The following is a 24,210-nucleotide window of genomic DNA, read 5'->3' as shown; positions in this document are numbered from 1 at the left end:
CTCTTCCTCACATCCGGAAGACGCCGAAGCCGGCGTCGCCCAAGGGCGCGTTGGCGCACGCGGTCAGGGCGAGCCCCAGCACCTGCCGGGTCTCCAGCGGGTCGATCACCCCGTCGTCCCAGAGCCGGGCAGTGGCGTAGTACGCGTTGCCCTGGGTCTCGTACTGCTCGCGGATGGGGGCCTTGAAGGCTTCCTCGTCCTCGGCGCTCCAGTCGTCGCCCAGCTGGTCGCGCTTGACCGTGGCGAGGACGGACGCGGCCTGCTCGCCGCCCATGACGGAGATCTTGGCGTTGGGCCACATCCACAGGAACCGGGGGCTGTAGGCCCGGCCGCACATGGAGTAGTTGCCCGCGCCGTAGGAGCCGCCGACGACCACGGTCAGCTTCGGCACCCGGGTGCAGGCGACGGCGGTGACCATCTTCGCGCCGTGCTTGGCGATGCCGCCGGCCTCGTAGTCCCGGCCGACCATGAAGCCCGAGATGTTCTGGAGGAAGACCAGCGGGATGCCGCGCTGGTCGCACAGCTCGATGAAGTGCGCGCCCTTCTGGGCGGACTCGGAGAACAGGATGCCGTTGTTGGCGACGATCCCGACCGGGTGGCCGTGGATGTGCGCGAAGCCGGTGATCAGCGTCGTGCCGTACTCCGCCTTGAACTCGGCGAACCGGGAGCCGTCGACCACCCGGGCGATCACCTCGCGCACGTCGTACGGCGTACGCGAGTCGACCGGGACCGCGCCGTACAGCCCGGCCGGGTCCACCTTCGGCTCCTCGACCGGACGCACCGACCAGGGCAGCGCGCCCCGGTCCGGCAGCGTCGCCACGATGTTCCGCACGATCCGCAGCGCGTGCGCGTCGTCCTCCGCGAGGTGGTCGGTGACGCCCGACGTGCGGGAGTGCACCTCGCCGCCGCCCAGCTCCTCGGCCGTGACCACCTCGCCGGTGGCGGCCTTCACCAGCGGCGGGCCGCCCAGGAAGATCGTGCCCTGGTTCCGGACGATGACGGCCTCGTCGCTCATCGCCGGGACGTACGCCCCGCCGGCCGTGCAGGAGCCGAGGACCGCCGCGATCTGCGGGACGCCGGCGCCCGACATCCGGGCCTGGTTGTAGAAGATCCGGCCGAAGTGCTCGCGGTCCGGGAAGACCTCGTCCTGCATCGGCAGGAAGGCGCCGCCCGAGTCCACCAGGTACAGGCAGGGGAGACGGTTCTCCAGCGCCACCTCCTGGGCCCGCAGGTGCTTCTTCACGGTCATCGGGTAGTACGTGCCGCCCTTGACCGTCGCGTCGTTGGCGACGACCACGCACTCCCGGCCGCTGACCCGGCCGATCCCGGCGATCACCCCGGCGGCCGGCGCCGCGCCCCCGTAGAGCCCCTCGGCCGCCAACGGGGCCAGCTCCAGGAAGGGCGAGCCCGGATCGAGCAGCGTGTCCACCCGCTCCCTGGGCAGCAGCTTGCCGCGCGCCACATGCCGGGCGCGGGCCCTCTCACCTCCGCCGAGCCTGGCCGTGGCGAGCCGCTTGCGCAGCTCGTCGGCGAGCGCGTGATGCGCCGCCTCGTTGGCCTGCCAGGCCGCCGAGGCGGGATCCGCCGCGCTCGTCAGCACCGGTGCCTGCTGCATCGTGTCGAGCCCCCTTGCCCGTACCGCGCCGTTCCGATCGCCAACGCCACCGTGTTAATGAGCGTTAACGTGATCACAGGTTAACGAGCGCTAACCCGCCTGTCTAGAATGGCTGCTCATGAGCACCCATGCCGCCGCCCGCGTCGCGGCCCCCACCCGTCGCGAGCAGATCCTCCGGGAGGCCGCCCGGCTCTTCGCCGAGCGCGGCTTCCACGGCGTCGGCGTGGACGAGATAGGGGCCGCCGTCGGCATCAGCGGCCCCGGCCTCTACCGCCACTTCCCCGGCAAGGACGCGATGCTCGCCGAGCTCCTCGTCGGCATCAGCGAGCGGCTGCTGGCCGGCGGCGAGCTCCGGGTCTCCGAGGACGCCGCCTCCGGCGACGGGTCGCCCGAGGCCCTGCTGGACGCGCTCATCGAGGGCCACATCGACTTCGCCCTCGACGACCGCCCCCTGATCACCCTGCACGACCGGGAGCTGGACCGCCTGCGGGACACCGACCGCAAGCGGGTGCGCCGGCTCCAGCGGCAGTACGTCGAGGTCTGGGTCGCCGTCGTCCGCGACCTCTACCCGGAGCTGCCCGAACACGAGGCCCGCGCCGCCGTCCACGCGGTCTTCGGCCTGCTCAACTCCACCCCGCACCTGGGCCGGCCGGGCGCGCTGCCGGGGCGCGCCGAGACGGCGGCGCTGCTGCACCGGCTGGCCCGGGGCGCGTTCGCGGCGGCGGGGGACCGACAGGAGACCGGCCGGGACTGACCGGCCCCCGGACGGCCGGGACGCCGGGCACGCGTCACGGCACAATGGCCCCATGCCGATACCCAGCCGCGCCGCCCTCGTCGAACAGCTCGTCCGTACGCGCATCGCGGGGGACGTCGCCACCCCGCGCGACAACAACCTGGCCCACTACCGCAGCCTGGCCAACGGGGACCGGCACTACTGGCTGGGCCTGGAGCTGGGCGACCGGTGGCGCGACGAGCAGGACGTGCTGGCCGTGATGGCCGAGCGGTGCGGGGTCAGCGACGATCCGGAGCACCGGTTCGGCCAGGACACCATCGACCCCGAGCTGACCGTGGACGCCCTGGATCGGGCCGCCGCCCGGCTCCGCAAGGCCGTCGAGGGCGCCGAGCGGGTGCTCTTCGCCACCGGCCACCCCGGCGGCCTGCTCGACGTGCACCGCCGGACCGCGCAGGCGCTGCGGGCGGCCGGCTGCGAGATCGTCCGCATCCCGGGCGGTCTCATGGCCGACGAGGGCATGGTCTTCCAGTTCGCGGACGTCGCCGTCCAGGAGCGCGGCGCGACACTCTGGCACACCCACTCCCCGGCCCCCATGGCCGCCGTCCTCGACGGCCTGGAACGCGAGGGCCGCCCGCTGCCCGACCTCGTCGTCGCCGACCACGGCTGGGCCGGATGCGCCGCGCAGCGCGGCCTGGACGCCATCGGGTACGCGGACTGCAACGACCCCGCGCTGTTCCTCGGCGAGTCCGAGGGCACCCTCCAGGTGTGCGTCCCGCTGGACGACCACGTTGTGGACCCGCGCTTCTACGACCCGATGACGGACTACCTGCTGGACGCGGCGGGGCTGCTCTGAGGCTTCAGGGCCCCTCCTCCTCCGCCCGGGCCCGGCGCCGCGCCTCGCGCCCCGATGTGGGGTCCAGGTACACCCGTTTGATGGACGCGTACCGCTGCCGCAGCCGGCGCTCGGCCTCCTCGCACGCCGTCTCGACCTGTTCGGCGGTGACGGTGTCGCGGAAGTCGACCTTCGCGGCGACCAGGATCTCGTCCGGTCCCTGGATGAGCGTGGTCAGCTCCAGTACGGAGATGAGGTGGTCGACGCCGAGCAGCTCCTCCCGGATGCCGTCCCGCATCGGCCGCGACACCGGCCGCCCGATCAGCAGCTGGATGTTGGACTTGCCGAGCACCCACGCCACGTACACCAGCAGCGCCCCGATCAGCAGTGAGGCGATGCCGTCCCACACCCCGGACCCGGTCAGCTGGCCGCCGAGCAGCCCGCCCGCCGCGAGCAGCAGGCCGAGCAGGGCCGCCGAGTCCTCCATCACGACGGCCTTGACGGCGGTGTCCGGGGTGCGCCGGAAGTAGTGCCGGGCGGGCGCGCCCAGTTCCTCGGCCTCCTGGCGGACCTGCTTGAGCCCGGTCCGCAGCGAGAAGCCCTCGAGGAGGAAGGCGACGACGAGCACGAGGTACGAGATCAGCGGCGAACCCAGGTCCTCGCCCGCGAGCAGGGTGTGCACCCCGTCGTAGATCGAGAAGACCGCGCCGCCGACGAACGTGGCGACGGAGGCCAGCAGCGCCCAGATGTACCGTTCGGGGCCGTACCCCAGCGGGTGGTCGTCGTCGGCCGGTTTCTCGCTGCGCTTGAGCGCGGTGAGCAGCAGGACCTCGGTGACGGTGTCGGCGACGGAGTGGGCCGCCTCGGAGAGCATCGCGCTCGATCCGCTGATCAGCCCGGCGACCGCCTTCGCCACGGCGATGCCGAGATTGGCCAGCGCCGCGACGACGACGGTGAACGTGGACCCCCCGCCACTGCTTTTCGCGTCAGTCATGCCGGTGAGTATGTCCGCGCGCGGCCCGCTCATGTCCGACGCGCGGCCGGTCACCGGGGGACCCGGACCACACCCTCCTGGATGACGGTGATCGCCAGGCGGCCGTCCTGGGTGTAGATGCGGGCCTGACCGAGGCCGCGCCCGCCGGACGCGGACGGCGACTCCTGGTCGTACAGCAGCCACTCGTCGGCCCGGAACGGCCGGTGGAACCACATCGCGTGGTCCAGGCTGGCCCCGACGACGTCCCCGACCGCCCAGCCGCCGCGCCCGTGGGCGAGGAGCACGGAGTCGAGCAGTGTCATGTCGGAGACGTACGTCGCCATGCAGACGTGCAGCAGCGGGTCGTCGGCCAGCTTGCCGTTGGTGCGGAACCACACCTGCGACCGGGGCTCGCGGGGCTCGCCCACCGTGCCGAACGGCGGCGCGTCCGCGTACCGCAGATCGACGGCGGCCCGCGCCTCGACCAGCCGGTCCACCATGCCCGGGTCGCTGAACCGGCCGGCGTAGCGGGGCAGCATCTCGGCGGCGGTGGGCAGCGTCTCCGGGTCGGGCGCAGGCGGCATGTCCGCCTGGTGCTCCAGGCCGTCCTCGTACGCCTGGAAGGACGCGGAGAGGTGGAAGACCGGCTGCCCGTGCTGGACGGCGACGACCCTGCGGGTGGTGAAGGAGCGGCCGTCGCGGATGCGGTCCACGGTGTAGACGATCGGCGCACCCGGGTCGCCCATGCGCAGGAAGTACGCGTGCAGCGAGTGGGCGGAACGGTCGGCGGGGACGGTGCGGCCCGCGGCGACGAGCGCCTGGGCCGCGACCTGTCCGCCGAAGACCCGGGGCACGACCGCCGAGCGGCTGGTGCCCCGGAAGATGTCCTGCTCGATCCGCTCCAGGTCGAGCAGATCGAGCAGGGAATCGAGTGCGGTGCTCATGGCTGTGTGGACGCGGTCCCTACAGGCCCATGGACTTGGCGATGATCGACTTCATGACCTCGCTGGTGCCGCCGTAGATGCGGTTGACGCGGTTGTCCGCGTACAGGCGGGCGATCGGGTACTCGTTCATGAAGCCGTAGCCGCCGTGCAGCTGGAGGCAGCGGTCGATCACGCGGTGCGCGACCTCGGTGCAGAACAGCTTCGCGGAGGCGGCCTCGGCGGCGGTCAGCTCACCGGCGTCCAGCGCCTCCAGCGCGCGGTCGGCGACGGCCTGGGCCGCGTCCACCTCGGCCTGGCAGGCGGCCAGCTCGAACTTGGTGTTCTGGAACGAGGCGACGGTCTTGCCGAAGACGGTGCGCTCCTGGACGTACTCCTTGGCGAACCGCACGGCGGCGGCGGCCTGGGCGTACGCGCCGAAGGCGATGCCCCAGCGCTCGGACGCCAGGTTGGTGCCGAGGTAGCCGAAGCCCTTGTTCTCCTCGCCGAGCAGGTCCTCGGCGGGCACCTTGACGTCCACGAACGCCAGCTCGGCGGTGTCGGAGACCTTCAGGCCCAGCTTGTCGAGCTTGCGGCCGATGGAGTAGCCCTCGGACTTGGTGTCCACGGCGAAGAGCGAGATCCCGAAGCGGCGGTCGTCCTCGCGCGGGGCGGAGGTGCGGGCGCAGACGATGACGCGGTCGGCGTGGACGCCACCGGTGATGAACGTCTTGGAGCCGTTGAGGACGTAGTGCGTGCCGTCCTCGGAGAGCTTCGCGGTGGTCTTCATGCCCGCCACGTCCGACCCGGTGCCCGGCTCGGTCATCGCGAGGGCCCACATCTCCTCGCCGGTGACGAACTTCGGCAGCCAGCGCTTCTTCTGCTCGTCGGTGGCGAGCATCTTGATGTACGGCAGGCCGAGCAGCGTGTGCACCCCGGAGCCGCCGAAGGAGACGCCGGCCCGGGCGGTCTCCTCGTAGATGACGGCCTCGTACTTGTGCGAGTCGATGCCCGCGCCGTCGTACTCCTCGTCCACGTTGATCCCGAAGACGCCCAGCTCACCGAGCTGCTTGTAGAACTCCCGAGGCGCCTGCCCGGCGGCGAACCACTCCTCGTACACGGGCACGACCTCGGCCGCGATGAAGGCCCGGATGGTCTCCCGGAACGCCTCGTGGTCCTCGTTGAATACCGTACGGCGCACGGGGTGCCTCCCTGGTCGGCTGCGTCTTCTGGGTCTACGTCTTCCGGAGCATGGCTAAGCGCTTGCTCAGCCATGGTTAAAAGTTACCCGGCGGTCATGGGGCTGTCCAGGGTGATGCGGAGCACGTGGGAGCGGGGTGGTGGCGACTGCCGGTCGATAGGGTGACGCGCGGTCCGCGCCTTCGGGCGGACGCGGACTACCCGCCCACGGAGGCGCAGGTGCTCGCGGCGATCGACGGGGGGCTCGCCCGGATCCGCGCGTTCGGCGCCGAGCTGGGGCGCGATGTCGGGGGGCGCCCCGATTACCTCGCCCTCCTGGCGCTGCGTGTCCTCGCGGCCGGGGACCGGGAGGCGTTCGACGCGGCGTTGGGCCGACTGCTGCTCTCGTACAGGTCGTTCGGCGAAGTCGGCGCACAGCCCCGTTCCCTTCTGCCGCTCCCACCCCTGGCGCTCGCCGCACTGGCGTACCGCCGCCGGGGCTGGACGCCTGCTGTGGACAGCGACTACCTTCCCCGCGCCGTGGTCACAGGCCGCGAGGCGATTCGACCCGCCACCCCCGGCCGGGCCGACATGGTCGCCGCTCTGCGCTCGGGAGCGGAACTCTTCGAGCGGCCGGGCGATTAGCGCGGGCGCGGTTGGCGCCCTCAGGTGGGGAATTCGCCGATCCAGGTGCGCTGGTGTAGGCCCTGGCCGGTGACAGGGAGCGTGCGCTTCTCGTGATGGATGCGGCACTCGGGTGTCGCCCACGGCAGTGGCGGCGCGGAGGATCGCCGATCCCCCTTGCGTGGCGTTCACCACGGCTTCCCAGGTTTCGATGGCTGAGCACGTGGGGTCGACTGTCGACCGGGCGCTGACGCATGTGCGGACGGAGTTCCACAGGGCGTCGAGCATATGTGGCGACTGCTCGATCGAGGAGATCTCCTCGATGGTCTCCTCGGTCAGGGCTTGTGCAAGCCTTCGTCGTCGGGTCCTGGCGCGCTATGGCGAGGGATGGTCACGGTCGCGAAGCTCCCTGATGTCGAACTGCCGAGGGCCGGGTCAGGGCATCAGGTGCAGCACTGCTTCGGCGTTTGCGATCATTCGTCCGATCTCGATGGGGGGATGCTCGAATTCCTCCATGGCAACGTCGTACGGCTCTACGCGATAGCGGTTTCCGTCCAGGCCGGTCGCCTCGATGAGCCACCGGTGCCCGGTGGGGGATGTGGAGTCCTCCGCGTCCACCCAGGTCGCCTCGTGGCGCAGGACTATGAGGTCTCCCAGGTAGGCGGTCAGGTCCGTGTGCAGGGTGATCCAGTCCGACTGCTCGAACTCCGCCAGCGGAAGGCGGTCCACGTAGTTCTGGAGACCTGGCAGGAGATTAAGAGGGTCTTCCGTGTACCGCTGCTCGCTCAGGCCCAGCATCTCGGCGAGGCCCACGGCGTGACGGTGCATGCCGGCGGCCCACTCGGAGGCGTATGAGGATTCCGGCATTTCTTCGCCGCGCATTCGATCGGGTCCTGCCTGTGACGTCGATGGAGGGTCATGTGCTATTCGAGTGGGCTTGGGCTAGTTCCTCTTGGGCGCCTCGCCGTACTCGAGAAAGATGATTCTTGCCTCGGTCAAGTAGGCTCGGAGCTCATCGGACGGGCCGGCGTGCGTGAACGACCACCGAGGATCGTATCGGGGGTCGGCTCGTCTAAGGGCCAGGTCTTTATGTATCTGCTCACGGATGTGCTTGCTCAAAGGTACCTGGTTCTTGACCGCCTGACGTGTGCCGTCCTTGAGTGTGATGGTTCGGTACGGTCCGTACGTCTTCACCTCGACGGCGACCGTGCGCCCATCGGGAAGGTCGACGGGGACATCCACTTTTCGTCCGCCGGTGGCAGTCACGGGGTAGCGAGCATGGGAATTCGTCGGGACGGGATAGTGGCGTTCCGGGCCCCCGCCCCACAGTTGCCGGTGGAATTCCTCGCCGCGCTCCCAACGGTCGCGCGTGCGTGCGGTATTGCGTACATCTCTGAGAGTGAGTGGGCCCTCCGAAGGCAGGAGCGCGGGTCTCGGAGGCTCCTGTTCGCCTTGCGAATGAGTTTCCCCGGCCGAGTGATCGTGGGGTGGCCGCTCGTCGCTGTCAGCCGACCCGGCGTCCTCGCCCTGCTCCGGTCCCTGTTCCGGTTCGTGTGGTGGCGGACCGTCGGGACGCTCCTCGACCCGAACGGTGTCGTCGGCCGGGTGCTCATGGTGCGGGGTCCCCGGCCCACCGTGGCGGGCACCGTTGTTCACGGGGTGCGGTGGGAGTTCGGGGAGGTGACTGCCACCCGTGCGCTCCCCGCCGCCCGCGTGGTGCGGTGTCGCGCCCGATGATCTCCCCGCCCCGACGAGCGCCTCCTCCGGCGAGGCCGAAGCCCGTACCCCCGCCCCCTCCTGCCGGGCCGCCGAGTTGTGCTGGAGGAGGGTGCCGTCCTCGCGCAGGAGGTTGCCGTGGCCGTCCAGGTAGACCGTGTTGCCGGCCTCGTCCGTGCCCCTGAGCACGTTCTCCGGCAGGGCCGTCGTACCCTCCGGGAGTTTGAGGGTGCCCTCCGGGATGCGGAGGGAGCCCGCTGGGGGCTGTACTCCCTCCGGGAGGCGGACCACGCCGTCGCCCAGGGCTATGGCGCCCGGGGGGATCTCCGCGCCCGCCGGGAGTTTGAAGGAGTTGGCCGGGACCTCGAACGCGCCCTCCGGGACCGCCGCGCCCTCCGGCAGGTGCAGGGTGCCGTCGGGGAGTTTGAACGCGCCCTCCGGGAGGGTGATCGCGCCCTCGGGAAGGGCGGGTATCTCGAACTTCCCCAGGCCCTTGAGCGCAGCCAGGCCCTCGCCGATCTTCGTCAGGCCCATGCCCGCGCCCGTGAAGACGTACGTCATCGGGTCGACGAACCGGCCCACCTTGCCCGCCGTGGACAGGGCCTTCGCCGCGAGGGCCGCCTTTCCGGCGCCGGAGGCCGCGCCGCCCGTGCCACCGGTGAACACCGTCGTGACGACGTTGAACGACACCGCGCCCAGCGCCCGGGACGGGTTCTCGCTCCACTGGTCCCAGGCCAGCAGTGCCTTGCCGGTCTGCTTCATCGCCGTGCGGGACTCACGCAGGGAGGATGGGAGCTTGTCGTCCGGCAGGCCCCAGTACAGGCCGGCCAGTGGCGTGCCGGAGACCGCCAGGCCGGTGGCGAGCTTGCCCAGGCCCGACCACGCCTGCTTGGCGGAGTCCCAGCCGTCGGTGCCGACCAGGGTGCCCAGGCCCTTGATCGTGCCCCAGACGCCGTCGACGAAGAACCCCTTGGCGAAGTCCCAGGCGTGTTCGTGGAGCTGCCACCAGGGCACCGACTCCTCGACCGGGTCGCCCCAGGGCAGGCCCTCCGCGTGCTTCAGCGCCTCGGCGTCGTAGCCGTACGTGTGGGCCTTGCCCGAGCCGTCGTCGGCCCTCAGGGGCGCGCCGTCCACCAGCGCGACGATCTTGTTGTAACAGGCCCGTTCCACCGCCTGGAAGGCCGCCCAGGTCTCCGCGATCTCCTCGCGGCGCCGGTTGTTCTCGCCGACGAGGTCGCCGTCCTCGCGCCACTTGTCGTCGGCGGCGGCCTTCACCCGGAACGCCCCGGCGTCGCGCTTGAGCTGCTTCAGCTTCTCGATCAGCGGTTCGGCGTCCTGAGAGTACGTGCTCAGCGCGGAGGTGATCGTGGCCAGGTCCGACTTGAGGGAGATCCCGCGGTCCGCCACCGGCCGGGTCGTGGCGAACAGCTGGTCCGCTTCGGGCGCCCGGTAGAACGCCTGGAGGCCGCCGAAGCTGCTGTGCACGTCGCCGGCGGACGTCTCGATGGCCTCGCCGCCCTTGGTCAGTGCGGACACCTGGACGTCGAGCAGGGCCAGGTCGCCGGTGAAGACCGGGATGCCTTCGAGGGTGATCGGCTCGTCGTCGCTCACCTGCCCTCCCCGATGTCCTTCAGCACGTCGAGGCGGAGAGCCCTGGCCGCGTCCTGGGCCCTCTTGGCGTTGTCCAGGTCACCCTCGACGTACTCGTTCGTCGCCGTGACCGCGCCCAGGACAGCCGCCTCGATGCGCTCCGCCATCGCGGCCAGCTGCGGCTGCCGGCAGCGCAGGTACTCGCCCAGGGCGGCGGCGACCGGACCCAGCGTCGGTGCCGTGAGGTGCGGCTGCCCCGGAGCAACCGGGCCTTGCAGCGGTGTCTCGCGGGCCATCGTGCCGGGCACCGCCGTGCCCGCCGCCCGGGCCGCCTTCTCCAGGGCGGCCAGCATCGCGTCCTGTGCCTTCGCCAGCTCGCCGGCGTGACCGCCCACGAGCCGCAACTGCCCCTGCACGCCCTGCGGTCTGATGTCCCAAGCCGTCACCGGCCGCCCCGGAGTCGTGACCGTCAGCCGATGTTGTCGACGGCCGCCTTCGCGCGGGCCAGGGTCTGGTGGGCCGTGCCGTCGTTCTTCTCCAGCGTGGAGCGGAGGAGGTGGATGATGTTCTTGACCTCCTGGGACGTCGCCTGCCAGCGGAGTTCCTTGCCGTGGTACTCGTCTGCCACGCCGTCCGCCGCGAAGTCGCTCATCGCTGCCTTGACCTGGCCGTCCCGGGCCGTGATGACCAGTTCGAGCTGGGCGATCACCGTCTGGAGGTTGCCCTGCACCTCGGTCGATGCGCCGGTGTCGTACGAGCGCCGGTCCGTGTTGCCGCCGTTTCCCGCCATGACTCTTTGTCTCCCCGTCAGGAATGTGTGCGGATGCGTCGAAAGTGCCGGTCGTGCCGGCTCAGCGGGCGCCGAAGCGGGCCGCGTCGAAGTTGGCCGAAGCCATCTGCGTACGCGCGTTCTCGCCCTGCTCCTGCTCGCCCGAGCCGAAGGCCGCGTCCATGCCCTGCTGCCCGCCCAGGATGCCGGAGAGCGAGGCGTTCAGCGCCGCCGTGATCTCGTCGGAGCGGTTCTTGAAGTCGTCGAACGCGATCTTGCCCGCGCCGTTGAACTTGCCCTCCAGCGGCTCCGCCGCCGCGATCAACTGCCGGATCAGCGTGCCCAGATCGGTGCTGGAGCCCTGCGAGTGCTTGAGCAGCGTCGACAGGACCGTGGACCCCATGTCGAACTTCATCGGCTTCCCCCATGCGTCGAGCCTCGAACGGATGTGTTCGTTCCAGCCTCATGTCTATCAATCCGCGCGTCGCTACTGCAATCTGCAATCGGCCATATCGTCACCGTGAGGGGACGAGTGGGCCGGTGACCCCTTCGGCCGCGCTTTGCGAAGGGGTACGTCAGTGCGGTACGTACACCGTCTGCGTCAGCCGGTTCGGGCGCCCGCGCTGGATGAAGACCCCCCGGCCCGGCGCCTGTTGGGCCGCGTACACGCCGGGGAAGAGCTGGCCCTCGCTGCGGTCCCCGGACATCACCAGCGCCGAGGCCCCCGACTCCCGCAGGCTCTGCACCACCGGCTCGTACATCCCGCGCGCCGCCCCCGCCACGCGCCGCGACAGGACGAAGTGCAGGCCGATGTCCACGGCGGAGGGGATGTACGGGAGGAACGCGGCCAGCGGCGACTGGCCCGCCGTCGTCAGCACGTCGTAGTCGTCCACCAGGACCACGATGCGCGGGCCCTTGCCCCAGCTGCCCGGCTCCAGGTCCTCCAGGCGGGCGTTCTCGTCCGGCAGCCGCTTCTCCAGCTCGGCGGCGATCGCGGCCGAGAGGCCCGTGCAGAGCTTGGAGTTGTACGCGTAACCGCCGTTCAGCTCCTCCGGGACCACCCCGCGCAGCGAGCGCCGGGGGTCCATCACCGCGAAGACGAGGTCGTCCTCGCCGTAGCGGTCGGCGAGCCCCTGGGCGACCGCGCGCAGCAGGTTCGTCTTGCCGCACTCGCTGTCCCCGAGCACCAGCAGGTGCTGGTCGTGGCCGAACAGGTCCAGCAGCACGGGCGCCAGGGCCGACTGGTCGAGGCCCAGCGGCACCCGCTCCGGCTCCGCCGCCCGGCCGGGCAGCAGGTGCGGTTCGAGCAGATGCGGCAGCACCCGTACCGGCTGGGCGACCTCGCCGTGCCAGGTGGCCCGGACCGTGCGCGCGGCGCGCTCCAGGACCGCGCCCAGCTCCGCCGTCTCCACGGCCCCGTCCGTGCGGGGCAGGGCGACCTGGGCGAAGAGCTTCCCGTCGGTGAGGACGCGGCCCGGCTCGTCGGGGGAGAGGGTCTCGGCGAGCTTGCGGTCGATGCTCGACTCGCCCGGGTCGTTGAGCCGCAGCTCCACGCGGGTGCCGAAGTTGGACTGGATCGCGATGCGCACGTCGTTCCACCGGAGCATCCCGGCGACGACGTGGATGCCGTAGCCGCCGCCCCGCTTGAGGATGTCCGCGACCGCGTCGTCCAGCTCGTCGAAGTCGTCGCGCAGCGCGCCGAACCCGTCGATGACGAGGACGATCTCGGCGGACGCCAGCCGCGGCAGGCGGCCCGCCGCGTGCAGGGCGCGCAGCTGCTCGACGGAGTCGATGCCGTGCTCGCGGAACAGCTCCTCGCGCAGGGTGAGCATCGCGCGCACCTCCTCGACCGTGCGCGCGGCCCGCTCCCGGTCGGCGCGGCCGGCGACGCCGCCGACGTGCGGCAGCCCGGCGAGTGCCTGGAGGCCGCCGCCGACCAGGTCGAGGCCGTAGACGCCGACCTCCTGCGGGGTGTGCGTGAGGGCCAGCGAGAGGACCAGGGTGCGCAGCAGCGTCGTCTTGCCGGACTGCGGGCCGCCGATGACCGCCGCGTGCCCGCCGGCCACCGTGAGGTCCAGGAGCCACTGCCCCTGCCACTGCTTGGCCGGGTCGTCCAGCAGCCCGAGCGGCACCAGGAGCGGGCCGCGCTGCCGGGTGCCCGGCCTACCCGTGTCCGGGCGCACCCCGGTCAGCCGCATCCCGCGCGGTCCGGCGTCCAGCGGTCCGGCGACGGCATCGAGGGTGATCGCCGGGGGCAGCGGGGGCAGCCAGATGCTGCGCACCCCGGGCGCGGCGCCGGTCAGCTGGTCCACCATCACCGCGAGTTCGGTCGGCCCGGTCTCGCGGCGGCGGGCCGACGGCTCGCGGTCCTGCGGGGCGCTCTCCGGCCCGGCGAGGGTGTTGTACGCCTCGTAGGGGAGGGCGAGGGGCCCGGTCTCCTCCTCGTCGGCGGTCCGGACGGGACCCCGGTACGCGCCGGAGACGTAACCCGCCTTGAAGCGCGTGTAGTGGCTGGTGTCCACCTTGAGGAAGCCGAAGCCGGGCAGCGGCGGGAGGTGGAAGGCGTCGGTGGTGTCCAGGACCATCCGCGACTCGTCGGCGGAGAAGGTGCGCAGGCCGAGGCGGTACGAGAGGTAGGTCTCCAGGCCCTTGAGCTTGCCGCTCTCGATGCGCTGGCTGGACAGCAGCAGGTGCACGCCGATGGAGCGGCCGATCCGGCCGATGGACAGGAACAGGTCGATGAAGTCCGGTTTGGCGGTGAGCAGTTCGCCGAACTCGTCGATCACCACGAACAGGTGCGGCAGCGGCTCCAGGTCCGGCCGCTTCCGCGCGCGCAGCGCGGCGTAGTCCCCGATGTCGGCGACGTTGCCCGCGTCCTTCAGCGCCTGCTGGCGGCGTTTGACCTCGCCGGCCAGCGAGGAGTGGACGCGCTCGACGAGACCCGCCTGGTTCTCCAGGTTGGTGATGACCCCCGCCACGTGCGGCAGGTCCGCGAACGGGGCGAAGGTGGCGCCGCCCTTGTAGTCGACCAGGACGAGCGCCAGGTCCTCCGGCGGATGCGTGGCCGCCAGGCCGAGGACCAGGGTGCGCAGCAGCTCCGACTTGCCGGAGCCCGTCGCGCCCACGCACAACCCGTGCGGGCCCATGCCCAGCTCGGAGGACTCCTTGAGGTCCAGGAGCACCGGCTCGCGCGCGTCGCTGATCCCGATCGGCACCCGCAGGAAGGCCCGTTCGCCGCGCGGCGCCCACAGCCGGTCCAGGTCCAGCGCCGCCACGTCCTGGATGCCCAGCATCGCGGCGAACTCGACCGGACCGGCCAGCGGCGCGTCGGCCAGGGACTCGGCGGACAGCCGCAGCGGCGCGATCATCCGGGCCAGGCCCTCCGCGAAGTCCACCCCGACCTCGTCCACCGTGCCGTGCGACTCGACGGTCTCCGCCCCGCGCAGGTCCTCCACGACCACGTCGGCGCCGTCCACGGTGAGGCGCACGTTGACGTGGTCCGGCTCCTGGACCCGCCGGTCGAGCAGGTGCACCACGGTCACGCCCATGTCGCGCAGCCCGACCGCGTCGTCGGGGCGCGGCAGGTCCACGGCGTCCTCGCCGTGCCCGTCGACCACCACGAGCAGCCGGGAGTTCATCGCGAGCGCGTCCCGCCCGGCCAGGCCCCGGCGCACCTCGGCCGCGTAGGAGGCGCGGCGGCGCAGCTCGGGCCCGAGGAGGCGGGCCAGCCGGTCGGCGGAGGGCGCGATGCGCCGGGCGGCCACCGGGCCGTCGGACTGCTCGGGGTCGAGCAGATGCGGCAGCCACTTGGCCCATTCCCAGGCGGCCATGCGCTCACCGGACGCGGCGACCGCGATCGCCACGTCGTCCGGCGCGTGCAGGGCCGCCGCCTGGACGAGCAGGGCGCGCACCACCCGCAGGCCGTCCTCGCGGGGGCCGACCACGCTGACGTTCCCGGCCCGGTCGAGCGGGACGGTCAGGGGGAGCTCGGTGCCGTTGCGGAACCGCTTCACCACGGCCGACGCCTCGTTGAGCATGAAGAGGTCGGGCGGGGTGAGGACGGACGAGCCCTGCTCGCCGATCCGGAGGTCCCGCAGCGGCATCTCGCCCGTGCCGGCCCGTATCCGCAGGAAGTCGTCGTCGGCCCTGCGCCGCTCCCAGAGCCGGGCCGGGTCGCGCACGATGTCGTAGAGGGCGTACGGGGACGGGTTCAGCACGTCCGCCTGCTCGCGCCGGGCCCGCTCCTCCGCCGACAACTCCTCGCGCAGGTCCTCCACATAGGCGAGATACGCCTCGCGCTGGGTGCGCCGGGTCCGCTGCGCCTTGCCGCGCTGGGAGAGCAGCAGCACCGCCGAGCCGATGACCGTGACGACGAGGATGATCGCGCCGAGCCCGGCGAACTGGCTGTTGCGGACCACCGTCATCATCACCACGGACGACATGACCCCGGCGACCGGCAGCAGCGACATCGCGATGTTCCCGGACTTGCCCTCGGGCAGGTTCGGCGGCGCCTCGATGGTGCGCGGCTCGGAAGCGGCCGGCGGGCGCGTCGTGCGGGCGGGGCGGTGGATCAGGCGGGTGCTCATCGGCTCCGTCCGGGGATCTCGGCCGGGTGGGCGTGGGGGTACGGGCACGGTGCCGCGCGGCGGGCGGGAGGGGCGGGACAGGCCCTCGGCACCGGGATCACCGGCGCTTCTGGGACAGCTCGAAGACCTCGGCGGCGAGGCGGGTGGCGGCCAGCCGGGCCGGGCGGGAGAGCAGTTCGGTGCGCAGCGGTCCGCCGGCCGCCAGGTGCCGGTCGTACGGCAGGACGTGGACGCGGGCGCCGGTCGTCGCGAGGCGTTCGGCCGCCGCGTCGGCGTCGACGCCGAGGCGCGGGGTCGTCACGGAGAGCGCGACGACGGTCCCCTCGATGACGTGCCGGGGGAGTGCCCGGAGCCATTGCAGCACGGCGTACGTGCTGGTCACGCCGTCGAGCGTGGCGGGGGCCGCGAGCACCCGGGCCTGCGAGGCGGACAGGGCGACCCGGGCGACCTCGGCGGGCAGCGTCTCGCAGTCCACCACGGTCACCCCGAAGTAGCGGCGCAGGGCGACCATCACCCGTTCGTACGTGACGGTGTCGACCATGGCCCCGATCCGGCCCTGGCTGCCGGGCAGCAGCCAGGCGTTGTCCGGGAGCTGGACGAGATAGCCGGTGACGTCGAGCAGCGACATCTGCGGCGCGGCGATGTCCGCCAGGTCCGCCGTGGTCCAGCGCAGCGCGCCGGCGCCCAGCCGCAACGGCAGCGACCCCAGCGCCGGGTCGGCCTCCACCAGGAGGACCGGGTCCTGCCGGTAGTGCGCGTACGTGGTGCCGAGCAGCGCGGTCACCGTCGTCTTGCCGGCGCCGCCCCGGATGGACGTGACCGCGATCTGCCGCCCCGTCGTCACCGGCTGCTGGAGCACCTCGGCGGTACGGGTGAGCGCGGCGACCTCCCGGGCGGCGGACCCGGAGACGATACGGCGCACGGCGCGCGCGGCCCGTACGGCGACGGGCTCGCCCCGCACCGGCCGCCGCGCCACGGCGGCCATCGCCTCGTCGAGGACGGGGAGCGAGTCGGGGGTGGGCGGAGGCGTGGGCGACCCGGGCCAGGCGCGGGCGGCGGGGGGTTGCGCCTCCGGTTCCGGCCGTGCGGGCGGGACCGCGGGGCGCGGGGCCTCCGGGGCCGCCGGGGTCCCGGAATCGCCGGTCCCGGCCGGGCCGGGCCCCTTCAGGTCACGCAGGAGGTCGCCCTGCCAGTGGTGGTCCGCGTTCGGCATGTCTGCCCTTCTTCGCCGCTTCGATGCCCCGCCGGGCCCGCGTCGGTGGTCTCGGAGTCGTCAGAACTTGTTCAGCAGCTGCCCGTAGACGCCGAACACCCCGACCGCGAGCGGGAAGAGTCCCACGACGCCGATGGACTCGACGAGGTCGGCGGTCCGCCGCAGCCGCACCCGTACGTGCTCCGGGGGCTCCGCCACCAGCGCGAGCAGGGGCAGCAGCGCGGCCGCGCACAGGACCGCGACGGGCCCCGCGCCCCCGGAGTGGTCCAGCCACAGCACCACCAGCCGCACCGCCACGACCGCGGCGGCGGCGAACAGCGCCACCACCTCCGCCACCAGCGGGAACGCCCGCGCCCGGGACAGCAGCACCACCGCCACCAGGCACGGCAGCAGCACCGTCCACACCGTCGGCGGGTCCGCCGTGGTCAGGAGCCAGCCCCCGGCGGCGGCCGACACCGCCGTGACGAGCGTCGCCAGGGCGAGGCCCCGGTGCGTGGCGGCCAGCGCGTTGCCCACGTCGTGGCGGCTGACCGAAGTGCCTCCCGAGCGACGGTCGTCCAGCCCCGTGAGGCCCGACGCCATCAGGGCGAGCCGGGGGAGCAGGCCGAGCAGGACCACGGAGAACACGGCCATCACGGCGCCGAGCCGGGCCCGGTCCTCCGCCACGGCGGCGACGACCTCCCAGACCCCCGTCACCACGGCCGTGGCCAGCGCGCCGATCAGCCCGCCCCGGCCCAGCGGCGAGAGCAGCCCGAGCAGCACCAGCGACAGCGCGACCGCCCCGGCCACGGCCGCCAGCCGCAGCGCACCGGACCAGTCGTGGGCGTCCGCTGCCGTCCACGCCGTGAGGACGCCGAGACCGGCCGAGACGAGGAGCAGCGCGGTCGCCAGCGAGCGGTTGCCCCGGCCGAGCCGGGCGGCCAGCGCACCGGCCACCAGCAGCAGGACCGTGACGCCCGCCAGCGCCCCGGCCAGGGCGCCCAGCGGGAACTCGCGGCGGGCGAGCAGCGCGGCGATCACCGCGAAGACCACGGTCGCCGCACCCGCGCCGGCCCGGCGGGCGGCCGGGCGCCACCGCCAGGTCTGGAGGTCCAGGCTGTCGGCCACCTGGTCCGTGACGTCGTGGACCACCGGGGCCGGCGGGGCCGCGTGGATGCGGACCAGCCTGAGCACGGCACCGTCACCGATGCCCGCCGAGGCCAGGGTGGCGTCGTGCGGCAGCGCCGAGCCGTCGGCGGTGAGCAGCTGCCTGGTCAGCGGGCGGGACGCGGCCCGGTCGTCCAGCAGCCGGAGAATGTCCGGAAGGAGCTGCCCGACCGGGGTGTCGGACGGCAGGACGAGATCCGCGCGGCGCCGCTCGCCGACCAGGGTCACCCGGCTCATTTCCGCTCGGGGAGCCGTTGCGGTACTCACTGACGAAAACCAATCATCGCGACGTCCAGGAATGTAGGGGCCAACCGGTCAGCGGTTGTACTGCTGGTACTGCCGCTGCTGCTTCTCCTGCTCGGCCTTCTGCTTGTCCAGGGTGTGCTGGAGGAAGGACCAGCCGACGCAGCCCGCGCACAGCACGGCGGTGATCGCGATGCCCGCGAACACCTTGCCCAGGCGCTCGTCGGCCGTCCGCCGGGCACGGCCGGTGCCGAACAGGAGCGCGTCGCGCATCCGCCGGCGGCGTACTCCCACCGACTCCAGCAGCTGACTGTCGTAATCCCGTGCCATGCGACCCCCCTTTGCCACTGCAACATAAGCCATGGGGCGCTGAGGGGGACACCTCAGGGTGGCCGGATCAGGGGGCGCCGGGCGGGCGCGGGGGGATTCATCCGTTCCGGTGGGTGAGTGGACGAAACGTACACTTCAGTCCGGCCCCGCGGCCGCCTAGCGTCGCTTCGGCAGACGCGCCGGAGGACCCCGGCCCCGCACCCGATGGAAAGGGCACCACCCACCATGAGCAGCAACGACGCGCCGCGCGGTCCCATCGACTCCTCGCGCATCCCGCGGTACGCCGGGCCCGCGACGTTCGCCCGGCTGCCCCGCCTGGACGAAGTCGGCACGGCGGACGTGGCCGTCGTCGGGGTGCCGTTCGACTCGGGTGTCTCCTACCGGCCCGGCGCCCGCTTCGGCGGCAACGCGATCCGTGAGGCGTCGCGCCTGCTGCGCCCCTACAACCCGGCGCAGGACGCCTCGCCGTTCGCCCTGGCGCAGGTCGCCGACGCGGGGGACATCGCGGCCAACCCGTTCCACATCGAGGAGGCCGTGGAGACCGTCGAGGCGGCGGCCGACGAGCTGCTGTCCACGGGCGCCCGGCTGATGACGCTCGGCGGCGACCACACCATCGCGCTGCCGCTGCTGCGGTCCGTCGCCAAGAAGCACGGCCCGGTCGCGCTGCTCCACTTCGACGCCCACCTGGACACCTGGGACACCTACTTCGGCGCCGCCTACACCCACGGCACGCCGTTCCGCCGGGCCGTCGAGGAGGGCATCCTCGACACCTCGGCGCTCTCCCACGTCGGCACCCGCGGCCCGCTCTACGGCAAGCAGGACCTCACCGACGACGCCAAGATGGGCTTCGGGATCGTCACCTCGGCCGACGTGATGCGGCGCGGCGTGGACGAGATCGCCGACCAGCTGCGCCAGCGCATCGGCGACCGGCCGCTGTACATCTCCATCGACATCGACGTGCTGGACCCGGCGCACGCCCCCGGCACCGGCACGCCCGAGGCCGGCGGCCTCACCTCCCGCGAGCTGCTGGAGATCGTGCGCGGCCTGTCCTCCTGCCACCTCGTCTCCGCCGACCTGGTCGAGGTCGCCCCCGCGTACGATCACGCGGAGATCACCTCCGTCGCCGCCTCGCACACCGCGTACGAGCTGACGACGATCATGACCCGCCAGATCGCGGAGGCCCGGCAGCGTTGAGTCACGACCACCACGACGAGCGGCCCGGGCTCACCCCGGCGCAGATCGAGGCCGCGCTGACCCCCCCGCCCGGGCGGACCGGCGGCGACCTCGTCGTCGAGACGCTGCGCGGGCTCGGCGCGACCACGGTCTTCGGGCTGCCCGGACAGCACGCGCTCGCGATGTTCGACGCGCTGCGCCGCTCGTCGCTGGAGTACGTGGGACTGCGCGTCGAGAACAACGCGGGCTTCGCGGCCGACGCCTACGGGCGGATCGCCGGCGAGGTCGCCCCGCTGTTCCTGTCGACCGGGCCCGGCGCGCTGACCTCGCTCGCCGCGCTCCAGGAGGCGGCGGCCGCCTCCGCGCCGGTCCTCGCGGTCTCCAGCCAGATCCCGGTCCGGGGTCTGGGCGGCGGGCGCCAGGGCCATCTGCACGAGCTGCGCGACCAGCAGGCGTCCTTCCGGGACGTCGTGAAGTCCGTCCACACCGTGCGCGCCGCCTCCCAGATCCCGTCCGCGGTCGCCGCCGCGTGGGAGTCCGCGCTGACGGCCCCGCACGGCCCCGTCTGGGTCGAGATCCCGCAGGACGTGCTGGACGCGGAGACCGCGCTGCCCGTCGTCCTCGCCCCGGACGCCACCCCGCGCGAGCTCCACGCCCGGCCCGAACTCGTCGCGGTCGCCGCGCACCTCCTGTCGCACGCGGAGCGCCCGGCGATCGTCGCGGGCGGCGGAGTCGTCCGGTCGGACGCGTCCGGGAAGCTGCGGGCGCTGGCCGAGAAGCTCGACGCCCCGGTCGTCACGACGTACGGCGGGAAGGGCGCCTTCCCCTGGGTCCACCCGCTCTCGCTCCAGTCGTGGGTGGAGGACCGGCACGTCACCGACTTCCTGGAGGACGCCGACGTCCTCCTCGTCGTCGGCTCCGGACTCGGCGAACTCTCCTCCAACTACTACACGTTCGCCCCGCGCGGCCGGGTGATCCAGATCGAGGCGGACGCCGGCAAGCTGGAGGCCAACCTCCCCGCCCTCGGCATCCACGCGGACGCCCGCGACGCGCTCGCCGACCTCGTCGACGCGGTCGCCCCGCGCGAGGACCCGGCCGCCGCCGACCGGGCCGCCGGGGTCCTCGCCCGGGTCCGGGACCGGATCACCGGCCAGGGCCGGGAGCTGGAACAGGACCTCCTCGCGGCGATCCGGACCGCCCTGCCCGACGCCTCGCCCAGCTTCTGGGACATGACGGTCCTCGGCTACTGGGCCTGGGCCGCGTTCGACGCCCGCCGCCCCAACACCATGCACTCCGCCCAGGGCGCGGGCGGCCTCGGCTACGCGTTCCCGGCGGCGCTCGGCGCGGCGGTGGCCGACCCTACCCGGCCGGTCCTCGCGGTCTCCGGCGACGGCGGCGCGATGTACTCCGTCGCCGAACTGGCCACCGCCCGGCAGTACGGCCTGCCGGTGACCTGGCTGATCGTGGACGACGGCGGTTACGGCATCCTGCGCGAGTACCTGACCGGTGCCGCCGGCGGGACCATCGGTACGGAGCTGGCCCGCCCGGACTTCACGGCCCTCGCCGCGTCCTTCGGCGTCCCCGCCGTCCGTACCAGCCCCGAGACGCTCGCCGCGGACCTGGCCGAGGCGTTCGGACGGCCGGGACCCTCGGTGGTCGTACTCCCGGCCCGCCTGAGGATGTTCGAGCCGACGCACGTGTAACGGGCCCCCGACGGACCCTGTGGCGCGTACAACCTTCCGGCCCTCCGCGAGTCATCTCTTGCGGGCGTGCCGGGGGGCCGCCCGCAGGAACCTTCCAGGGGGAACGCACCATGACCATGTCCCGTACCACCGGGCGCACCCGTGCCGCGCTCTGCGCCGCCGTCGCCGCCGGGGTCCTCGCGCCCGTCGCCCTCGCCGCGGCGCCCGCGTCCGCCGCGACCGCGCAGGTGAGCTGCACCTCCAAGCGGGCCGGGCTCGCCGCCCAGCTGACGAAGGACATCACCGCCGCGCTCAAGGGCCGCAAGTCCACCGTCGCGCTCGCGCTCTACGACCGGTCCACCAACACCACGTGCACGCTGCGCGCGACGAGCAAGTACGACTCCGCGAGCGTCGTGAAGGCGACCGTGCTGGCCACGCTCCTGTGGGACAACGCCAAGCACAACCGCTACCTCACCCAGCGCGAGATCGACCTCAGCACCAAGATGATCACCAAGTCCGACAACGACGCGACCACCAGCCTGTGGAAGCAGCTCGGCGTCAGCAAGGTCAACGCCTTCCTCAAGGCGGCCGGGATGACCCACACCGTGCCCGGTTCCGGCGGCTACTGGGGCCTGACCCAGATCACCGCCCAGGACGAGCAGCGGCTGCTGACCCTGCTCACCTCGAAGAACTCCGTGCTCACCGACAGCGCCCGCTCCTACGAGCTGGGGCTGATGAAGAAGGTCGTCTCCTCGCAGCGCTGGGGCACCCCGGCCGGCGCCGTGACCGGGACCACCGTCCAGGTCAAGAACGGCTGGCTGTCGCGCGCCACGCACGGCTGGCGGGTCCACAGCATCGGCGCCTTCACGGGCAACGGCCACGACTACGGGCTGACCGTGCTCACCCAGGACAACAAGACGATGAACGACGGCATCAACACCATCCAGGCCGTCGCCCGGGTCGTCCACAAGGACCTCAACCCGCGCATCATGCACCGCAGGGTCGTCTCCGTCCCCGCCGCCCCGCAGGAAGCCGTCCCGCCGGTCCCGGAGGCGCCCGCCGGCCGGATGCTCACCGCCAAGCCGCGGTAGCGGGGGAACCGGGGGCCTCTCGCCCCGGCCCGGGCCCGCCTCCTACCGGGCCCGGGCCGGGGCGCAGGAACGCGAGAGCCGCGCCCCTGCGCGGCCCGGGCCGCCGGCGGATCGCGATCGGCAGGGCTGCACGCGGCTCTTCCGGGTACGCGGCGTCTCAAGGAGCGTCGGGTCCGGATCACCGACTGGCGTAAGCCCCCCAACGCAGTAGGAGAGGGAATGAGGCTTCGCGAATCTGCTCAGGCCACCGCTTCCCGGCTTCACGCCGAGGTGCTCAGCGGCCGGTACCGCCTGGACGAGTCCCTCGGTTCGGGCGGTGCGGCGGACGTCTACCGGGGCTTCGACCTGAGGATGAGACGACCCGTGGCCGTCAAGGTCTTCCGGCCCGACACCTGCCTCGACGCCGAGGAGAGCTGGCGGGCCGAAGCGGAGATCCTGGCCCGGCTGCACCACCCCGGCCTGGTCACCGCCTTCGACGCCGGGCACCACGACGGACGCGCCTTCCTGGTCATGCAGCTGGTCGAGGGCACCACGCTGAAGAACCACATCGCCGGGGGGCCGCTGTCCCCCGACGCCGCCGCGGCACTCGGAGCCAGCCTCGCCCAGGCGCTGGCTCACGCACACGAGGCAGGCATCGTCCACCGCGACGTCAAGCCGTCCAACATCCTCCTGGATTCCGCTCGCCGCCCGTACCTGGCCGACTTCGGCATATCCAGGCCCCTGGACGCCACGACCCGGACAGCGCCCGACACACTCGTGGGCACCGCCGCCTACCTGTCCCCCGAGCAGGTGCTCGGCCGGCCCGTGGGGCGGCCCGCCGACATCTACGCCCTCGGCCTGGTGCTCCTCGAATGCCTCACGGGCCGCCTGGAGTACGGCGGCGGCCCCGTCGAAGCCGCGATCGCACGGCTGCACCGCCCACCCGTTCTGCCGCTCGACGCGCCGGAGGGGTTCCGCGCTCTGCTCGGCCGGATGACGGCCCAGGAGGACGAGGCCCGCCCGACGGCCCGCGACTGCGCCCGCGCCCTGACGGAACTGGCCGTGCCGGGCGCGGAGGCCGCTGAGCTGTTCGGCGGTCCCCGCTTCCCGGCGGAGCCGGCCGCGGACGTGGACCCCACGCCCGCGCGTCCGCCGCGCGCCGGGGACGACGACGCCCGCCCGGCACGAGGACGCACCGCCATGGCCGGCGGAGGCGTGGCCCTCGCCGCCGTCGCGGCGGTCGTACTCGCCGTCACGGGCAGTTCCGCCCCGACCGACGCCGGCCCGGACGCGCCCCGGACCTCCGTCACTCCCACGGCCGGCACCCATGCCCGTAACGACGGAGGCGAGCGCGCAACGACGCGCACACCGCCACCGGCGGTACGGCCCACCGGCCCGCACGCCGCGGCCGGCCCCCGCCGGACCGCGGACACGCCCCCGCCCGGCACCCCCTCCGCCTCGTCCGGCACGCCCCGCGCCTCCACTCCCGCCACCGGCTCGGACGACCCGACGGACACGGCGGCGCCCACCCGGAGCACGGAGCCCACCCCCTCGACCACCTCTCCCACCGCACCGGCCACACCGAGTGAAGGGACCCCGTCGGCGTCGGCCACACCGAGCGGCACGGCGACCGAGTCCCCCCGGCCACGGCCCGGCCAGGGCGAGAAGACCGAAACGGCCCGGGGCCGGGAAGGCGGCAGCGACGGCTGAACGCGGCCGGCCGGAAGGAAGGGACTTAGGTCGCAGGTCCTGTATTCGTCGCGGAGGGATGAAATCCGCAGCACACCGCGTTGGTGCCTTGCGTCGGATCAGGTCG

General features: G+C 73.0%; 20 protein-coding genes. 7 read left to right on the top strand and 13 right to left on the bottom strand.

Annotated features, from left to right (window positions below; translation table 11 throughout):
• Positions 1–7: 7 nt before the first annotated feature.
• Complete coding sequence (locus tag ACN6LM_RS12675; RefSeq protein ID WP_445065440.1) at positions 8–1,615, bottom strand: carboxyl transferase domain-containing protein; 1,608 nt, start codon at positions 1,613–1,615, stop codon at positions 8–10.
• A 118-nt stretch (positions 1,616–1,733) separates the two neighbouring features.
• Here ACN6LM_RS12675 and ACN6LM_RS12670 point away from each other — a divergent pair, with 118 nt between their 5' ends.
• Together ACN6LM_RS12670 and ACN6LM_RS12665 are read left to right on the top strand one after the other, a co-directional pair.
• Entirely contained in the window at positions 1,734–2,369 is a 636-nt protein-coding gene (locus ACN6LM_RS12670; RefSeq protein WP_445065439.1) for an SACE_7040 family transcriptional regulator, read from the top strand.
• Between the two features lie 52 nt (positions 2,370–2,421).
• Complete coding sequence (locus ACN6LM_RS12665) at positions 2,422–3,201, top strand: phosphatase (protein ID WP_445065438.1); 780 nt, start codon at positions 2,422–2,424, stop codon at positions 3,199–3,201.
• Between the two features lie 4 nt (positions 3,202–3,205).
• Here ACN6LM_RS12665 and ACN6LM_RS12660 read toward each other — a convergent pair whose 3' ends face one another.
• Genes ACN6LM_RS12660 through ACN6LM_RS12650 form a run of 3 tightly spaced genes read right to left on the bottom strand, consistent with a single transcriptional unit; the run spans position 3,206 to position 6,274 of the window.
• Positions 3,206–4,174, bottom strand: a complete 969-nt coding sequence (locus ACN6LM_RS12660) for a cation diffusion facilitator family transporter (RefSeq protein ID WP_445065437.1) — start codon at positions 4,172–4,174, stop codon at positions 3,206–3,208.
• Between the two features lie 50 nt (positions 4,175–4,224).
• Positions 4,225–5,097: an acyl-CoA thioesterase gene (locus tag ACN6LM_RS12655; RefSeq protein ID WP_445065436.1), complete on the bottom strand. Its 873-nt coding sequence runs from the start codon at positions 5,095–5,097 to the stop codon at positions 4,225–4,227.
• A 19-nt stretch (positions 5,098–5,116) separates the two neighbouring features.
• Positions 5,117–6,274, bottom strand: coding sequence for an acyl-CoA dehydrogenase family protein (locus ACN6LM_RS12650; RefSeq protein ID WP_445065435.1), 1,158 nt, complete (start codon positions 6,272–6,274; stop codon positions 5,117–5,119).
• Between the two features lie 161 nt (positions 6,275–6,435).
• Here ACN6LM_RS12650 and ACN6LM_RS12645 point away from each other — a divergent pair, with 161 nt between their 5' ends.
• Positions 6,436–6,897: an Imm49 family immunity protein gene (locus tag ACN6LM_RS12645; protein ID WP_445065434.1), complete on the top strand. Its 462-nt coding sequence runs from the start codon at positions 6,436–6,438 to the stop codon at positions 6,895–6,897.
• A 414-nt stretch (positions 6,898–7,311) separates the two neighbouring features.
• On the opposite strand, the gene ACN6LM_RS12640 is transcribed toward ACN6LM_RS12645, so the two are convergent.
• The 9 genes from ACN6LM_RS12640 to ACN6LM_RS12600 all read right to left on the bottom strand — a co-directional run bounded on the left by ACN6LM_RS12640 (position 7,312) and on the right by ACN6LM_RS12600 (position 18,469).
• Positions 7,312–7,743: a hypothetical protein gene (locus tag ACN6LM_RS12640; RefSeq protein WP_445065433.1), complete on the bottom strand. Its 432-nt coding sequence runs from the start codon at positions 7,741–7,743 to the stop codon at positions 7,312–7,314.
• Between the two features lie 75 nt (positions 7,744–7,818).
• On the bottom strand, positions 7,819–10,203 hold the full coding sequence (locus ACN6LM_RS12635; RefSeq protein ID WP_445065432.1) for a hypothetical protein: 2,385 nt from the start codon (positions 10,201–10,203) through the stop codon (positions 7,819–7,821).
• Entirely contained in the window at positions 10,200–10,628 is a 429-nt protein-coding gene (locus tag ACN6LM_RS12630) for a DUF6507 family protein (RefSeq protein WP_445065431.1), read from the bottom strand. Before ACN6LM_RS12630 ends, ACN6LM_RS12635 begins: the two co-directional genes overlap by 4 nt.
• Before the next feature lie 23 nt (positions 10,629–10,651).
• On the bottom strand, positions 10,652–10,972 hold the full coding sequence (locus tag ACN6LM_RS12625) for a pore-forming ESAT-6 family protein (protein ID WP_445065430.1): 321 nt from the start codon (positions 10,970–10,972) through the stop codon (positions 10,652–10,654).
• Between the two features lie 61 nt (positions 10,973–11,033).
• The gene (locus ACN6LM_RS12620; protein ID WP_365681586.1) at positions 11,034–11,366 is read right to left on the bottom strand and encodes a hypothetical protein; all 333 of its coding nucleotides are present in this window, start codon (positions 11,364–11,366) and stop codon (positions 11,034–11,036) included.
• A 160-nt stretch (positions 11,367–11,526) separates the two neighbouring features.
• The gene (eccCa, locus tag ACN6LM_RS12615; protein ID WP_445065429.1) at positions 11,527–15,537 is read right to left on the bottom strand and encodes a type VII secretion protein EccCa; all 4,011 of its coding nucleotides are present in this window, start codon (positions 15,535–15,537) and stop codon (positions 11,527–11,529) included.
• Positions 15,538–15,634: 97 nt separating this feature from the next.
• Positions 15,635–16,750, bottom strand: a complete 1,116-nt coding sequence (locus ACN6LM_RS12610; RefSeq protein WP_445065428.1) for a nucleotide-binding protein — start codon at positions 16,748–16,750, stop codon at positions 15,635–15,637.
• Between the two features lie 60 nt (positions 16,751–16,810).
• Positions 16,811–18,133, bottom strand: coding sequence for a type VII secretion integral membrane protein EccD (gene eccD / locus ACN6LM_RS12605; protein WP_445065427.1), 1,323 nt, complete (start codon positions 18,131–18,133; stop codon positions 16,811–16,813).
• Between the two features lie 78 nt (positions 18,134–18,211).
• Positions 18,212–18,469 (bottom strand): hypothetical protein, encoded by a 258-nt coding sequence (locus ACN6LM_RS12600; protein WP_161212351.1) that lies wholly within the window; start codon positions 18,467–18,469, stop codon positions 18,212–18,214.
• 225 nt (positions 18,470–18,694) lie between these two features.
• Here ACN6LM_RS12600 and speB point away from each other — a divergent pair, with 225 nt between their 5' ends.
• From speB to ACN6LM_RS12580, 4 genes are all read left to right on the top strand, one after another.
• Complete coding sequence (gene speB, locus ACN6LM_RS12595; RefSeq protein WP_445065426.1) at positions 18,695–19,663, top strand: agmatinase; 969 nt, start codon at positions 18,695–18,697, stop codon at positions 19,661–19,663.
• Positions 19,660–21,345: a thiamine pyrophosphate-binding protein gene (locus ACN6LM_RS12590; protein WP_445065424.1), complete on the top strand. Its 1,686-nt coding sequence runs from the start codon at positions 19,660–19,662 to the stop codon at positions 21,343–21,345. The genes speB and ACN6LM_RS12590 overlap by 4 nt, the downstream gene beginning before the upstream one ends.
• A 110-nt stretch (positions 21,346–21,455) precedes the next feature.
• Positions 21,456–22,415: a serine hydrolase gene (locus ACN6LM_RS12585; protein WP_445065423.1), complete on the top strand. Its 960-nt coding sequence runs from the start codon at positions 21,456–21,458 to the stop codon at positions 22,413–22,415.
• Positions 22,416–22,634: 219 nt separating this feature from the next.
• Complete coding sequence (locus ACN6LM_RS12580) at positions 22,635–24,104, top strand: protein kinase domain-containing protein (protein WP_445065421.1); 1,470 nt, start codon at positions 22,635–22,637, stop codon at positions 24,102–24,104.
• Positions 24,105–24,210: the final 106 nt, after the last annotated feature.

The sequence above is a fragment of the Streptomyces sp. SAS_281 genome, assembly GCF_052542855.1.
The sequence above is the reverse complement of the archived record's forward strand: the minus strand, read 5'-3'. Positions and strand labels throughout refer to the sequence as shown.